Raw genomic sequence first — 13,531 nt, forward strand, 5'->3', positions numbered from 1 at the left:
CCAACGGCTGATCTCCGGCCAAAACGGCGGGAGAAGCGCACTCCAACCGCCATGGTCAAAGAGGCACTCGGCATAGTTCGACGGTCGGCATAAACTGCCAAGCTCAACGATGTCGAGCCCTACTCCTATCTCGCCGACGTACTGCAGCGCATGCTCGATGGGCATCCCGTCAGCAGCCTCGATGAACTCCTGCCATGGGCGTGGAAAGCGCAAAATCCCGTCAAGAGCTGACATCACGTGCAGCCCCCGGACGCATACGTCGTTTCTCCAGCACTAACGCCGTACCTTCCCCAGCGCTGCCGGATGCCCCCCACACACCGCCATCCTGCGACGACAGTCAAAACTGGTCTCCCATGCCGGTGCGCGCGGCGAAGAGGCCGTTTGAGCGCGGCGTGATGGCAACGGCATCGGGCATAACGGAGCGCTCCGCGGCTGCATGATTCTCGCGCTCGGACAGCGTCGGCTCAGTGCCCACGGGGGCTCGAACGAAAAGCGGCGAGTGGCGCCACGTCAGCGCTTCCGCGCCACCAGGTGCCACCGGCGTCGATGCCGGCTCGGTGAGTGAACCGCCGTCGATCAGGAGGGAAACCGTTGCGACGTAAGCAAGGGTTTCGGCCGGTAAAGGGTGGCCGGCGAGATAGCCTTCGTAGCGTGCCGGGCCCGCATTATACGCCGCGAGGAAACCCGGCGATCCGAAGCGATCGTGCATCTCACTGAGATAGGCGGTGCCCGCCAGGATGTTGTCGCGCGGATCGAACGGGTCCTGTCCGAGCGGCCATCGACCGCGTAGCTCCTCCCAGGTACCAGGCATGATCTGCATCAGGCCAAGCGCGCCGGCGCTGGACACGGCGCGCGCGTCGCCTGCACTTTCCTTGCGTATGACGGCGCGTATCCAGGCAGCCGGAACTGCGAAGCGTCGAGAAGCTTCGGCGATGTGGGCGGCATAAGGATCACTGGGCTCCGATTGATGTACCGCATTGGCTTGCGCAATGGACGGGCCGACCGAGCAGGCCGACAAAAGGAGGCCGGAAAGAAGACGAAGCGCGAACCGGCGAACCGGCTGTCGCTGTCCGGCGACCGATCGGCTGCGCGTTGGGCGCAGCCGAGAAGCGATTGGAACGTCGCGGCAGGGCATGACTCAAGCCGTCTCGCTGCGGTCGCGTGGACGGCTCCAATGCAATGACCATGAGGTCGCGTCGTCACCCTTCCGGAACAGGCGTGCGCGGATCGGTTCATGGAAGGTCGGGTCGTCGAGCTGCAACGAAACATACTCCCCGGCTTTCTCGCTGGTCCGAGTCCAGCCTGCGCCGACCTCCGGTCCGTCATCGGCGCCGCGCAGCACGCGGTAGTCGGGTGTGTTATCACTGTCGCCTGGTTCGATCGGTACGATGGTGAGTGCGAGGTCGAGCGTGAAGGTGTGGATGTGGCCCGAGAAGCTGTGTCCGTCGCGCGTGAACAGTCCGATCTGTGGCATGGATAACTCCCTTGCTGGTTCGGCGGTGATGAGGGGCGGCGGTGAGACGTACGCAGCCAATTGCGCGCTCACCGCGTTGACGCGCGCCATTCGAAGTGGCCATCACCTTCCTCGTCGGTCCAAAGAGGGATGGCGCGGCCAATGATGCGGTCGATGGAAATGGGGCCGAAGTAGCGACCGTCGAGGCTGTCGCGGACCTCCCAGTTCATGAGGAAGATTTCGTCAGCGGGGATGCGCAGGCATCCACTCCAGGTCGGCAATGTACGGCCCGCGCGATCGTGCTCGAGCGCGGTGCCAGCCTCGATGCCGTCGACTGTGATGAGAACGTTCGAACGGCAGACGGTTTGCCCGGAGACCGCGCGAACGCGCTTCACGAGCGGGACACCTTTCGGCAGATAGCCACGCTCGGCCAGGAAGGTCGCGAGCGGCTCAGTAGGATCGACGGCGACAAGATCGGTGACCTCAAGCGGACCGTTGAAATCGACCGAGTAGAGGCCGATCGGTGCACTGGCCGAAGTATTCCAGATCAGCCTGATCGGCATAGGCGTGAGCGCCGGATAGCCGACGCCTGTCGCCGCGAGTGCCGTCGTCAGGACGGTGCTGAGGCGGCTCATGGCTTCGCCTTCAGGCGCAGAAGGAAGCCGCGGTGCTGGTCGAGCGTGTACGCCCGTGGCTCTTGGCCAGCTGTCATTCGGTTGTGGATGTGTCGCCAGTGATCGGGCGAAACGGCTTCGGGATCGATACTGAGACGTTCAATCGCATCGATCACCTGAAGCACGCGCTCGACTTTGGGCCAGCTATCGATCTTGAGCAGGATGTCGCCGCCTGGACGGACGAAAGGCAGCGTCTGATAGGCTTCGCCGCGGGCGACCGCACGCACAATGTCGATCCGTGAGATCACTGTGCCGAAGTCATTGGAAGCCCAGCGGACAAAGGCGAAGATCGTGCCGGGCTGGAAGGAGAGGATGCGACGGCGGCGATCGATACGTTGTTCGTGCGCTGCCCGACCGAAGCGGATCCAGTGCTCGATCCTCTTCTCGACAAAGGTCAGTTCGACATGGGTGAGGAGTGCTGCGTTCATGACGAGCTCCCCGCAGTTGTAGGGCCGTCATCCTCATGCCGGCGAAGGCAGGGGTGCGTTAGAAAGATTCTGAAAGAATCTGGGTTAGAGACGTTACGGCGGCTCCAAGGCACTGGAATCCGACGAGGAATCGTCAATTCCGGTCCCCGATAGCACGAAGGTCGGGTCCCCGATGGCACGACTGGGGTCGTCCCCGATAGCACGAGCATATTCACAGCTTGTCCCCGAAGCGGGTTGATGGTTTCCGAGCCAGGCGTGGCGAGGTGAAAGCGGCCGGATTGGTGGCGACGAAGGTGAGGACGTCCGGACCGTCGACCTGGTGTTCGATGCCGAGGCGGTAGCCAGGCAGGGGTTGTCGTCGGGCGATGTCGCGCAGGTCGTATGCAAAGTGCTTGAGCGGCGAGAGGCTGCCGGACTTATGGTGCAGATGGACGAAGTCGAACCTCCAGCCGAATTGCTGGTGTCCGCCGTGCTTGCGGACAATGCGGTATAGCCAACGTTCGAGGCCCCCGGTCAGATCGAAATATGTCCGGTCGATGGTCAGCACGAGCGCGTCATCGAGGACCGCGCGATAGAACCAATCCGGCAGGATCAGTTCGACGCCGACTGGCCGTCCATCCCGGTCGGTCCGCTCTTGCCATTCGTTGAGCCAGGAGAAGCGATGGCGCCGGCCCTCGGCTGGCTGGCGGATGGAGGTCGCGATCGTGGTCGACTGGAGACGATCAAGCGCGGCTTTCAGGCGCTGATAGTCGCGTGAGCTGACGCCGCGCCCGGTAAAGGTTAGGATCTCGTAGGGCGTCGCAGCCATCAGCCTTGATGTCCGTAGTCCGGCATCACGGGCGTTGACGATCTGGCTGGCGGCCCAGATTAGGATGTCGGCGTCCCAGATCGTTGCCATGCCATGATCCGGTATGGCTTCGACCCGGATGGTTACGCCACCGGCCTTGAAATCGATGGGTGCTGTCCGTCTGGATTTTGCGAGGGAAAAGAATGGATAGGCCATGAGGTCCTGTGCATCGCGGGGAACGAAGTCGCCGGGGAGCGCATGGAACAGATCAAGCTGTCCGCGCTCAGAAGGTAGGCAATTCCGCGCCGACAAGGGGGCAGCCGAGCGATCAACGGGCCAAGCGGTCGGCATGTGCCGCAGGCATAAGGGGGTGGCGTTTGGCCGGGAGGACGGTACCCCCCGGGTCGGACGTTGAGGTCATGGCTCCGCGATTGGCCCAGGCCTGGAGATCGTCGATGGCATAGACGACCCGGCCGCCGAGCTTGCGATAGCTGGGGCCTGTCCCGTAGGTGCGGTGTTTTTCGAGCGTCCTGGCCGACAGGCTTAGAAACGTAGCCGCTTCCTTGGTGCGCAGAAAGCGCGGCGGCAAGCCGGCGTTTCGACCGTTCATCGGGGCATCTCCATTACTTTTGTGAAAGCCGCTGAGATCGAGCGGCGGACATGGGCTATGATGGAGAAGGGCTCCGGCGTTGTTCAGGTGCGGAATGGATGGAGCCTATTTCGCACGGACAGGCACATTGCCACCGGACTTTGGCAACGAGCAGTCAGGCTTCACGCCGCCGGAACCGCAGGAGCTGGCGGTAGCCGCCGTCAATCATTCTGTGGCCATCGCGAACCAGGCGCAGCGTTGTGTAACGAAATGGCGAATCCTGCCATTCGTCAGCGACAATGAAGCGGGGACCGAACAGGGCGTGGGCTATCTCGAAATGGGAAGCCCCTTCGATTCGACCGTCGAGAGCGCGAAGCATATGGCCGAGGCGAGTGCGTTGCGATGATGTCAGCCGTTTGTCGGGTACGCTGCTTCCCATGGACGATCTGATAAATCTATCCAGGGATGACAGCCGTTCGGAGGCCTTGGCGTCGAGGGGTACTATCGCAGCCAGGGGATGCGCGCAGTCGGTGCCGTAAAGCAGCGTGATCTGGCAGCCATTTGCTGTCGAGAGGGGACGCAGGTGCTCGCCCAGCTCGTCACGCATTGAAACCGCCGGCGGCAAAGCGGCGACGACGTCCGCGTCGTCTGCCAGCAGCGGCGGCGTGTTGATGAGCAGGATGACACCAGGATCGACCTCGGGTGTCCAGTAAACCGGCTGCTTGGTTGCCGGGCGATCAGGATTTGCTGGAAAATCGAAGCCCCCACTGCGACCGCAGTTCGTTCGGGGAGAGGGAATTCGGCGTGGGGTTGATTTGCTGCATGTCTGCGAATTCGCGCTGATAGGCTGGATTGCGGCGGAGGAATTCCCAGGCGAGGGCATCTGGAGGCACATTGCTTATGAAATCGTAGGCCTGCGAGCTACGCCACTCAGACGAATCCGGCTTCATGCATCCTCCTGCGATTTGCGGACCATCCGCGTAAAGCAGTGGAAAAGCAGAGAGAATCCCAAAAAACCGGGATTGACCGGAGGTGATTGATGGGCTGCGCGCTTACTCAGGCCGTGGGATGAAGTCGCCGCCCGACCACCCTGTTTTCTCTTGAGGCTTTGTCATGTGCTGGCCACGCACATCGCCCCGACATCGGTCACGAGCTTGAACAGGCAGTCTCCGGGGGCGGCAAGGGCTGGCGCGCGGCGGCAGGCCACGAGGCCTGGCTGAGAAAAGCAGACTTCTTCGAGCGGCTTCTGGGAGCCTTCGACAGGAAAAATGAAGCCTGCGGTCTGACCGGTGTCGACAGAGTCGCCGAGTTCGACAGCAGGTTCGAAGATGCCATGAATGGGGGCATAGGTGAACGCGCCCCTCCCGGCGACCTGCATCAGCCGGACAGGTGGCGCCGGTTTGGTTTCGGCATTGGGCAAGACGCCGATGTGCTTGAGGACGCGGTAGATACCTTGGCTGGCAATTGCCTCGCCAGTGGTTGAGAAGGTGCCGCCTCCTCCCAGCTCGGTTGTGAGGGTTGGAACGCCACGAGCCTGGGCAATTGCAGAGAGGGTCGTTGCCCCTCCGCCACCGGTGCCGTCGCTAATGGATCCGATCGGGGCGCCGAAGACCTGCATGAGTTCCATGAGCCTTGCCGTTTCGGCTCCCGTTTTGCCAACGCGTATCAGGCAGCAGGAAAGATATGACAGGGATCTACCGCCTGAATGCAGGTCAATGACGATGTCGGCCATTGAGAGCAGAACCGAGCTGACATAATGGGCGATCATCTGGGTTGGAGTGCCGTTCGCCTCGCCCGGGAACAGCCGGTTGAGATTGCCTTCGTCGAGAGGGGAGAGGCGTCGCCCCGCAACGACGGCGGGATAATTGAGCGCAGGAAGAATGAGGATTCTGCCGCGTATGTCGAGGGGGTCGAGCTGACGAGCCAGCTTGCTCAACGCAACCTGGCCCTCATACTCGTCGCCATGATTGCCGGCAATCAGCAGTGCGGTCGGTCCGGTGCCATTCCTGATGCAGGTGATCGGGATCGGAATGACGCCATAGGCGGATTGGTCAGTCGAGAACGGCAGTCGCAGCCAATCGTGCTGCTTGCCATCCCGGTCGAAGTTAAGAGTTGTCCAGATACGCGTTTCGCCCGCCGGCGACATCTCCATGTCAATGCAGCAGCGTGTTGAGGAAAGACCGGGCGCGCGGATGATTTGGCGTCGAAAAGAAGGCCACCGGTGAGGCCTGCTCGACAATGCTGCCCTGATCCATGAACACGACCTGGTCGGCAACCTCGCGGGCAAAACCCATCTCATGGGTGACGCAGATCATCGTCATACCCTCGTGAGCCAGCCCGGTCATAACGTCGAGCACCTCCTTGACCATCTCGGGATCAAGCGCGGAGGTCGGCTCGTCGAACAGCATCAGCCGCGGGTTCATGCAGAGCGCACGCGCGATCGCCACCCGCTGCTGCTGTCCGCCTGACAGTTGCGCGGGATATTTGGTGGCCTGCTCGGGAATGCGAACCTTTTCCAGAAAATGCCGCGCCAGGCTCTCGGCTTCGTTGCGTGGCATGCGAAGCACCCGGCGCAGCGCCAGCGTGCAATTCGACAAAACCGTCAGATGTGGAAACAGGTTGAAGCTCTGGAACACCATTCCAGTCTGCCGGCGGGCCAGCACTGTCTCCCTGGCGTTGGCACCCAACTCAATCGTGCCCAGAGTCACGGTTCCCTGCTGGTAGGCCTCGAGCCCGTTCAGGCAGCGGATCAGGGTGGATTTCCCCGAACCGGAGGGTCCGCAGATCACGACGCGGGATCCGCTTGGGATGGTCAGGTTGACCTCCTTCAACACATGGAAAGCGCCATACCACTTGTTGAGCGAGGCGATCTGGACGGCAGGTTTGTCGTCTGTCTGGGTCATGGAGACTCCCTAGAGTTCGCTTGAAGGCAGCGATCTAAACAATTGATTTATCTAAGATGTAGCTGGCCGCTGGGGCATCGGCCGGTCGGCTACCTGGCTGTCGGGCCAAGCAGCCTGATCTCGAGCCTTTTGATGGCTTGCGAAATGAGGAGTGCGAGACCGAGGAAGATGAGGCCGGCAACCGTCAGCGGCTCGGCATAACGATAGGTGTCGGATGCAATGTCGAAGGCACGCCCCAACATCTCTGGCACCGCAAGCACCGCCAGATAGGGCGTCGCCTTCAGGATCGAGACGAAGTAGTTGCCCATGGGCGCTGCGATGTTGCGCAGCATCTGCGGCGCGATGACAAAGATGGTCATATCCATCCTGCCGAGACCCAATGCCTTTGCGGCTTCCGCCTGGCCATTGGGGATGGCATCGATGCCGGCTTTGAACACCTCCGCGAGATAGCCGCTGTAATAGAGGCTGAGCCCGATCATGCCTGTGGCAAGCGCACCAAGGCGAATGCCGTAGAACGGCAAGATGAAATACAGGCAGTAGAGCCAGACCAGCACCGGCGTCGCCCGGATGAAGTCGATCACAAAGCCGACGAGGAGGCCGCCCCAGCCACCAGAGCGGCGGATGAGCTCAAAGCCGAAGCCGATTGCCGAGGCACCGACGCAGCTGCTTGCTGCCACCAGCAACGTCATGCCGATGGCCCCAAGGATGGTCGGCACCGTCGAAAGCGCAAAGGCGACATCAAACTGCACGACGCGCCTCCCTTGCCGGGTTGATGCGCCGTTCTACCCAGCGCCCGAAAAGGGCGACCGGATAGCAGACGATGAAGTAGGCGAGCAGCAGCGAGGTGTAGATCGGCACCGGGTCGTACTCGATCTGCGAGATCTCCTTGGCGCGGAAGGTCATGTCGGTCAGCGTCACCAGTGAGACAAGCGATGTCGCCTTCACCAGCTGGATGAGCTGGTTGATGAAGGTCGGGCTCATCGCCACCAGCGCCTGCGGCAGTTCAATGCGCAACAGGATGGTGGAACGAGACAGCCCCAATGCGTGGCCAGCTTCCTTCTGGCCACGGTCCAGCGCCTGCAGGCCGGCTCTGACCGCTTGGCTGGCATAACCGCCAATGTTGAGCCCGAGCACCATGGCGCTGACCGTCATCGCCGATAGTGCCAGACCGGCCAAAGGCAGGGCGTAATAGAACACGAAGAGCAGGATGATGACGGCGGAGCTGCGCCAGAACTCGATGACCGATGTCACCACGAACCGTGCCGGGCCCGTGGTCAGATGTTGGGCAACGCCAAAGATGAGGCCAAAGGGGATGGCAAAGACAAGGCCATAGAGCGTCACCAGAGCGGTGACGCGAAACCCCTGAAGGATACCGAGCCAGATCTCGAGAACACTCATTTGCTGGCACCAGCCGTGCCACCGCCACAGAGCTTCTCGACGGTGACGGTATCGGGCACGATCTCGGTCTCGCCAAAGCCATATCTGGCCATGACCTTGGTGACCGTACCGTCCTTCGTCAGGGCAACAAGCCGTTCGTCCCACAACGCCCTCAGATCCTGGTCCTCGCTGCGAAAGGCGACAGCGGCATATGTTGCCTGTTCATCTGTCGTCACGAAGGGTTTGGCACTCTCCAGTCCCTGAAGCTTGCCGCTCGCAAACAGCCCGATTGCGGTGGGAGACGACAGCACCGTCACATCGATGCGGCCAGAGCGCAGCGCCGAGATGTTCGCTTCAATGTCGGGGAACAGCAGCATGTTGCTTTCGAGCACACCGGCGGCAGTCGCATTCCTGACAGACACGCTGCCGCGCCCGGCACCCATGATGATCTTCTGGCTGACGATGTCCTCGAAGCCATGGATCTGTTTTGGATTGCCGGCGAGCACGATGGCTGCATCACGCACCTTCAGATCGGGTGCACCGAAGGCGACCTGCCGGCAGCGCTCCGGCGTGATGGACAGACCGGAGGCCACCGCATCGAAGCGGCCTGCGAGCAGGCCTGGGATCAGGGCCCCGAACTCGGTGACCCTGATGTCGAGCTCCTTGACGCCGAGTTCGGAGAAGGCAGCCCTCAGCAGGTCCGGATGCCATCCTTTTGCCTCGCCAGTGGCTTCATCGCGAAAACCCCATGGGGTCCGGTTGTGGATGCCGATGACGATCTTGCCTTCGCGCAGGACACGCTCCTTCGTCGGCTCGGCCAAGGCCGCGCCGCCAGGCAAGACGAAGATCAGCACAATCAATGCGCTCCACATGAGCGCAAACCGCAGGCGTACAGAACTTCTGAAGGTCATTTCTCTCTCCCATTGTTGTAAAAGTTGTGCCGGCGGCCGGCCGATGCAGGCGCGCCTGATGCGTGGCCGCGTGGCATCGCAGCCTCGCCTCCCGCGATCCGGCAGTGCATTCAGCTTCGCCGTGGATGGCTTTTTGTGACTGTGGTGCTGTTGGACACGGATGGGCGAAGACCGTTGGTCTCAAGGTCCAGGCCGCCTTCGCCCAATGCCTTGAGGTCCGCCAAGACCGACTGGATTTGCGGCCAGGGGAATGCCGACGTGTCCCCCATGTTCTCGCCACCGCCGACGATGATCTTTAGTTTGGCGATCACCCCGGCAAGTGACTGGGCGGGTGTGGTGGCAACAGCGTCGAGGATGTCATCTTCGGCCTCAACGGCTTGTGCCTCGGCTGCTCGGGCTCGCGAGTATCCGACCTCCCGGTCGAGCTCGTCCCAACGTGCCTGACGATCGATCAGCACCGACGCTTGCGGTGTGCTGTGCTGGTCGTTCTCAGATTCACCACGGGCTAAGGAAGAAGCCAGTGCGTTCCTGATCCGTATCTCCAGCCGTTGCTGAAGCCGGCACAAAACCACGGCCATGTGGTGTGCTTGTTCCCATTCCTGCAGTAGGACAACACACGGGTCGAGGGGCGCTCGCAAACGCACGGGATGTACACTATCGCCAACTGCCCCATCGTCATCCACAGCACAGCTCTTCCTTCGTCCCCCTTGGGTGACGAAAGGCAAAGCTGTGGTATTGTCGGAATCAGCCATGATCCGAGCTCCAACCAGCTTAGGTTTGGTCAGGCTGTATTCGGTGTTCCTGCACCGGATACAGCCGCAGTTCCTTTGATACCGCGAGAGTGAACTACAGTCTCAAGTAACAGCTAGGTAGCACACGAGTTTAGATTGATCAATTCGAAATCAGATGATGCCAACGAAATCACCGGAGCCCAAATCCGCGCGGCCCGTGCGCTGGTGCATTGGAGCGCAAAAGAGCTTGCGAAGACTGCTGGTATTGGCGTTGCAACTGTGAGTCGAGCGGAAGTTGAAGATGGCGCAACATCCCTCACTGCGGCGAACGTGAGGGCCATTCGACAGGCATTGGAAGCCGCCGGCGTTGAGTTCGTTTCTAAAAACGGCGGCGGCGTGGGTGTTCGTTTTAGAACTTAGCGCTGAAGCGATGACCCCTTATCCGGCTTCGAGCTGGAAGAGGGGCGCATAGTCTGCATTCCCTGGCCACCAGCGCGCTGCAAGCGAAAAGTCAGCAACGCGCCCCACATCGGACATTCCGCGTGTGATCAAAGACGTTCGAAAGCTGCCATACATTCTGCTTTGCCTGCTGGATTGTAGCCCTATAACTGGTCCTCGCGGTCAAGCAACGGTCAGCTCCGGGATCCATTGTTCGCGCCGTGACCAAAGTTACCCGGAACGTCTCAGGCGGCCCTGTTAAGGTGGCAGAATGATCGATAATCCGTATGCCCGCTGGCTGAGTGAAGACAACGACAAGTGTCTTCCGGTGATCGAACAGGCTGGCATCTTCGGCATCCTTGCGGCAGTGGGGAGTCAGGTTCGGGGAGTGCTTGGCGATGGACCCACGCCTTTGATGTCCGCTCTCGATCTTGAGCAGATCCAGGTGGCGGACTACGCCGGCTTTGACGGGTTCGACGAAGCGCAGGCCACTGAGATCCGAAAATTCCAAAAGCAGTCGCCGGTCCGCGCGGAGGAAATGCTCTTTCTGGGTTTGCGATCATTGTTCCAGTTCACGTGGCCAGAGCCGCGGAATGAAGAAGACATCCGCTACGCGGCCGCGTTCGACTTTGTCCTCAATCAGGTGTTGACGACGTGGGTAGGTGAGATCGCGGGCCGGTTCTCGTCTGCGGAAGGTCTTCTGCCTTACTGGGGGCGGCTTGCCTTCCTGCGGGTGATGGTCAACTTGCCGACGGAGAACGTCGCGCGGTTCGGGCTAGACAAGGTAGCCGTCGCGCTCGTGAAGAAGGCCAAGTTCAATGCGACCACGTGGGGGTTCGATGAGAGGCATGTCATTGCGCTGAACTACGCACTTGAGCCAATTCTAAAGCAGCTCAACCGATACCTCCTTCACTACCACTCCACCCAGAAGATGGCTGGGCCGGCAAGGCTCTCGCGTGCATGGCGCGGGATCGTGCCGATAGTACTGCACTTCTGGTCAGACGTTGTGGCGACGAAGCTCGTCGAGCCTTCGGTTGTGCTTTATGGCGAGGACATGGCGGTAATGCTACACAACCTGACTAGCGATCAGGTAGACTTCATTGTCAGTCATGAGCTCGGCCACGTCGCCCTCAACCATCCGAAGCGTTTTCAGGCTGCAAAGGAAATGGGTGGAGACGTCACCACGGTTCGGCACGAATTTGAATTTGGAGCCGACACATTCGCCTTAGGCCTGATGCGTTCAAGACTGATCGGTCGCATGAAGCAAATAGGTAGCGACGATCGGCAGCCAAATGCGAATAATAATCTCAAGACTGACGTGGCGTTCGAGTTGCACGAGCACCAGCGTGCCCTTGGTGCGGCCTACCTACTGTTTATCTACATGGACTTTATCCAGCGAGCTGGGGAGCTGGTTAGGGATAGGTTGGGTAACCGGGTGCCGTTCTTGGAGCGCATGGACACACATCCGCGGGCCAATGAGCGCCTGAGGCGACTGGAGCTAATAAACGCCGGCGAGCACCTCTATACGAGCACGCTGCAACGCTATGCGCGTGATTTCTTCGATACCGTTCTAGATCACGTGCAGTCACTCAGTGACGAGGAGCTTCTGGCGAGTCTTGCTGCATAGAGCAGCCGCCAGAATGCACACTCGGTCGCTTACGATCGGCAAGTCAGCTTACGTCGCGAACCGGCCTCACGTGCGATAAGTAGCGAGGGCGAACCTGCCCGCCATCCGCCTTGATTTCAAAAGCGGGAGCATGTGAGGTGAACACATATGTGCATGGCCGGTCGGGTAAGCTGTTCAACCACGACCGAGCTCGCCAGTCTGCAAAGCGCCCCAGTTCAGCCAATCAACTTCCTAAAGCCGACATTCCACATCCCCCGGTCCGGCCAAGCTATCAGGAGCCGTGTCGTAATCAGCCGCTGGAAACACAAGCGCACACAGTCTGTGTGTATGTCCCGGCTGGACGCCGCTTCAATCCGGACTGGGCGTATCGCTATGGGTCCGAGGCCCCTCCTTGGTGAGGCTTAATCTTCACAACCAATGGGAAGAGTAGAAGCAAGTGCGCATCTGTTCGGGCGATCTTGCCGTGCCACTCGACTTTGAGCGAGGGCAACGCTACGGAACTCAGTGGAATGATCCAGAAGCCGTCGTTTAGCAATGCACTACCAAAATAGTAAGGTATACCTCCCGCCCAAGGGATTGCTTGTACAATTACAGCAACAACAAGAACATTGAACGTGAAACATGCATACCGAAGCGCCGCCACTCGAAGTTATTAATACATGGTTGAAGGCATATCCGACCATCAAGGGACGGTATGGCCATATTCTGCTCGAGCAGCAGGCGCCGGGAGATGACAGCATCCGTGAGGGCCTGCGACCATATTTTGAATCCGCGCACGCCGATGCCAGACAGAAGTTCCACGCATATGCTGGAATGAGCCTGCATCCGGATGCCGGTTCGCCCGGATGTGACGCAAAGTACCCAAACTGCCTCCATCCCACTACCAGACGTGGCCTATTTGGAGAGGTAATTTCAGGCATGATGGCCGAAGCGATGGATTTCGTAGGCGAGCACGAATGGGTTGTGCCCGTTTTCCTCTTTCGAAACCACGAGGATGTTAGGCTGTTTATCTATAACCTTTCGCGCGATTCATCGCTAAAGCGGCAGCAATTCGGTAGAAAGGGCGATGATTTCATCGGTGTAGTGATCAATGACGAAGGCACCGTAACGCGCTTTATCGCCGGGGAGGCGAAGTGGCGGAAGACGTGGACCCCCTCGGTCCTCGACATCGTGATGCTGGGCGATAAAATTGATGATCCGGCAGGGTCAGGTGTGAAGGTTCATAATGGGAAAGGCGTCTGGTTTGAAATCAATCGGTCCGTCGATGTCCCAATGGGCGTACGGCAGCTGCAGGAAATTCTGCAGGAGCTGGCACCGGATGAGTACGCAGACGTAATTCTGTCCCTCGACAGGATTCTTCAGTTAGAAAATCCTGATCCGGTCGACAGAACCGACGTGATCCTTCTGGCAGGCGGCAGTGCCGCCTCGCGAAACGTTGGGGAGTCTCTTCTGGACTGGGAGAACAAGCCCATAGAGCACACAAAGGATAGAGACCTCCAGGTTGTTGAGATCATTCTATCTGACGGTGATTCGCTCATCGACGCCTTGTACGAAGGCATGTGGCCGTAAGGGGAGCAGATGCCAACCAGGGACGCAGAGCGAGTTGCCATTGC

17 protein-coding genes and 1 pseudogene are annotated in these 13,531 nt (G+C 60.1%); 4 read left to right on the forward strand and 14 right to left on the reverse strand.

Annotated elements, in window-relative coordinates:
- Positions 1-93: 93 nt before the first annotated feature.
- Positions 94-231, forward strand: a pseudogene (locus tag HNQ95_RS08950) (transposase domain-containing protein); the annotation flags it as partial.
- 106 nt (positions 232-337) lie between these two features.
- Here HNQ95_RS08950 and HNQ95_RS08955 read toward each other — a convergent pair.
- The 14 genes from HNQ95_RS08955 to HNQ95_RS09020 form a co-directional block, all read right to left on the reverse strand.
- Positions 338-1,018, reverse strand: a complete 681-nt coding sequence (locus HNQ95_RS08955) for a lytic transglycosylase domain-containing protein (RefSeq protein WP_246719229.1) — start codon at positions 1,016-1,018, stop codon at positions 338-340.
- 120 nt (positions 1,019-1,138) lie between these two features.
- Positions 1,139-1,474, reverse strand: coding sequence for a DUF736 domain-containing protein (locus HNQ95_RS08960; RefSeq protein WP_182573886.1), 336 nt, complete (start codon positions 1,472-1,474; stop codon positions 1,139-1,141).
- A gap of 68 nt (positions 1,475-1,542) precedes the next feature.
- Positions 1,543-2,088 carry a S26 family signal peptidase gene (locus HNQ95_RS08965; protein WP_182573887.1) on the reverse strand — a complete coding sequence of 182 codons (546 nt, stop codon included), beginning with the start codon at positions 2,086-2,088 and terminating at the stop codon, positions 1,543-1,545.
- Complete coding sequence (locus HNQ95_RS08970) at positions 2,085-2,555, reverse strand: DUF2840 domain-containing protein (RefSeq protein WP_182573888.1); 471 nt, start codon at positions 2,553-2,555, stop codon at positions 2,085-2,087. The genes HNQ95_RS08965 and HNQ95_RS08970 overlap by 4 nt, the downstream gene beginning before the upstream one ends.
- Positions 2,556-2,766: 211 nt before the next feature.
- On the reverse strand, positions 2,767-3,693 hold the full coding sequence (locus HNQ95_RS08975) for a replication initiator protein A (protein ID WP_210283741.1): 927 nt from the start codon (positions 3,691-3,693) through the stop codon (positions 2,767-2,769).
- Positions 3,671-3,952, reverse strand: a complete 282-nt coding sequence (locus HNQ95_RS08980) for a helix-turn-helix transcriptional regulator (protein WP_182573889.1) — start codon at positions 3,950-3,952, stop codon at positions 3,671-3,673. Before HNQ95_RS08980 ends, HNQ95_RS08975 begins: the two co-directional genes overlap by 23 nt.
- 154 nt (positions 3,953-4,106) lie before the next feature.
- Positions 4,107-4,538 (reverse strand): DUF2285 domain-containing protein, encoded by a 432-nt coding sequence (locus HNQ95_RS08985; protein WP_182573890.1) that lies wholly within the window; start codon positions 4,536-4,538, stop codon positions 4,107-4,109.
- 130 nt (positions 4,539-4,668) lie between these two features.
- Positions 4,669-4,881, reverse strand: a complete 213-nt coding sequence (locus HNQ95_RS08990) for a transcriptional regulator domain-containing protein (RefSeq protein WP_182573891.1) — start codon at positions 4,879-4,881, stop codon at positions 4,669-4,671.
- Positions 4,882-5,042: 161 nt separating this feature from the next.
- Complete coding sequence (locus HNQ95_RS08995) at positions 5,043-6,083, reverse strand: succinylglutamate desuccinylase/aspartoacylase family protein (protein ID WP_182573892.1); 1,041 nt, start codon at positions 6,081-6,083, stop codon at positions 5,043-5,045.
- A gap of 1 nt (position 6,084) precedes the next feature.
- Complete coding sequence (locus HNQ95_RS09000) at positions 6,085-6,834, reverse strand: amino acid ABC transporter ATP-binding protein (protein WP_182573893.1); 750 nt, start codon at positions 6,832-6,834, stop codon at positions 6,085-6,087.
- A gap of 89 nt (positions 6,835-6,923) precedes the next feature.
- Entirely contained in the window at positions 6,924-7,583 is a 660-nt protein-coding gene (locus tag HNQ95_RS09005; protein WP_182573894.1) for an amino acid ABC transporter permease, read from the reverse strand.
- Positions 7,573-8,232, reverse strand: a complete 660-nt coding sequence (locus HNQ95_RS09010) for an amino acid ABC transporter permease (protein WP_182573895.1) — start codon at positions 8,230-8,232, stop codon at positions 7,573-7,575. The genes HNQ95_RS09005 and HNQ95_RS09010 overlap by 11 nt, the downstream gene beginning before the upstream one ends.
- Positions 8,229-9,122, reverse strand: coding sequence for a transporter substrate-binding domain-containing protein (locus HNQ95_RS09015; protein ID WP_182573896.1), 894 nt, complete (start codon positions 9,120-9,122; stop codon positions 8,229-8,231). The genes HNQ95_RS09010 and HNQ95_RS09015 overlap by 4 nt, the downstream gene beginning before the upstream one ends.
- A 110-nt stretch (positions 9,123-9,232) precedes the next feature.
- Entirely contained in the window at positions 9,233-9,874 is a 642-nt protein-coding gene (locus HNQ95_RS09020; RefSeq protein ID WP_182573897.1) for a hypothetical protein, read from the reverse strand.
- 135 nt (positions 9,875-10,009) lie between these two features.
- On the opposite strand from HNQ95_RS09020, the gene HNQ95_RS09025 reads away from it, so the two are divergent.
- The 3 genes from HNQ95_RS09025 (at position 10,010) to HNQ95_RS09035 (ending at position 13,487) form a co-directional block, all read left to right on the forward strand.
- The gene (locus HNQ95_RS09025) at positions 10,010-10,273 is read left to right on the forward strand and encodes a helix-turn-helix domain-containing protein (RefSeq protein WP_182573898.1); all 264 of its coding nucleotides are present in this window, start codon (positions 10,010-10,012) and stop codon (positions 10,271-10,273) included.
- A gap of 289 nt (positions 10,274-10,562) precedes the next feature.
- Positions 10,563-11,918, forward strand: a complete 1,356-nt coding sequence (locus tag HNQ95_RS09030; protein ID WP_182573899.1) for a phage exclusion protein Lit family protein — start codon at positions 10,563-10,565, stop codon at positions 11,916-11,918.
- A 621-nt stretch (positions 11,919-12,539) separates the two neighbouring features.
- Complete coding sequence (locus tag HNQ95_RS09035) at positions 12,540-13,487, forward strand: aminotransferase (RefSeq protein WP_182573900.1); 948 nt, start codon at positions 12,540-12,542, stop codon at positions 13,485-13,487.
- The last annotated feature ends 44 nt before the right edge of the window (positions 13,488-13,531 follow it).

Source organism: Aminobacter ciceronei, assembly GCF_014138625.1.
GTDB classification, from domain to species: Bacteria; Pseudomonadota; Alphaproteobacteria; order Rhizobiales; family Rhizobiaceae; genus Aminobacter; species Aminobacter ciceronei.

Bases quoted from the DNA above. Each gene is read 5' to 3' on its own strand.
- HNQ95_RS08960 (WP_182573886.1), bottom strand. From the start codon at position 1,474: ATGCCACAGATCGGACTGTTCACGCGCGACGGACACAGCTTCTCGGGC.
- HNQ95_RS08965 (WP_182573887.1), bottom strand. From the start codon at position 2,088: ATGAGCCGCCTCAGCACCGTCCTGACGACGGCACTCGCGGCGACAGGC.
- HNQ95_RS08970 (WP_182573888.1), bottom strand. From the start codon at position 2,555: ATGAACGCAGCACTCCTCACCCATGTCGAACTGACCTTTGTCGAGAAG.
- HNQ95_RS08975 (WP_210283741.1), bottom strand. From the start codon at position 3,693: ATGCCGACCGCTTGGCCCGTTGATCGCTCGGCTGCCCCCTTGTCGGCG.
- HNQ95_RS08980 (WP_182573889.1), bottom strand. From the start codon at position 3,952: ATGAACGGTCGAAACGCCGGCTTGCCGCCGCGCTTTCTGCGCACCAAG.
- HNQ95_RS08985 (WP_182573890.1), bottom strand. From the start codon at position 4,538: ATGCGTGACGAGCTGGGCGAGCACCTGCGTCCCCTCTCGACAGCAAAT.
- HNQ95_RS08990 (WP_182573891.1), bottom strand. From the start codon at position 4,881: ATGAAGCCGGATTCGTCTGAGTGGCGTAGCTCGCAGGCCTACGATTTC.
- HNQ95_RS08995 (WP_182573892.1), bottom strand. From the start codon at position 6,083: ATGGAGATGTCGCCGGCGGGCGAAACGCGTATCTGGACAACTCTTAAC.
- HNQ95_RS09000 (WP_182573893.1), bottom strand. From the start codon at position 6,834: ATGACCCAGACAGACGACAAACCTGCCGTCCAGATCGCCTCGCTCAAC.
- HNQ95_RS09010 (WP_182573895.1), bottom strand. From the start codon at position 8,232: ATGAGTGTTCTCGAGATCTGGCTCGGTATCCTTCAGGGGTTTCGCGTC.
- HNQ95_RS09015 (WP_182573896.1), bottom strand. From the start codon at position 9,122: ATGACCTTCAGAAGTTCTGTACGCCTGCGGTTTGCGCTCATGTGGAGC.
- HNQ95_RS09020 (WP_182573897.1), bottom strand. From the start codon at position 9,874: ATGGCTGATTCCGACAATACCACAGCTTTGCCTTTCGTCACCCAAGGG.
- HNQ95_RS09030 (WP_182573899.1), top strand. From the start codon at position 10,563: ATGATCGATAATCCGTATGCCCGCTGGCTGAGTGAAGACAACGACAAG.
- HNQ95_RS09035 (WP_182573900.1), top strand. From the start codon at position 12,540: ATGCATACCGAAGCGCCGCCACTCGAAGTTATTAATACATGGTTGAAG.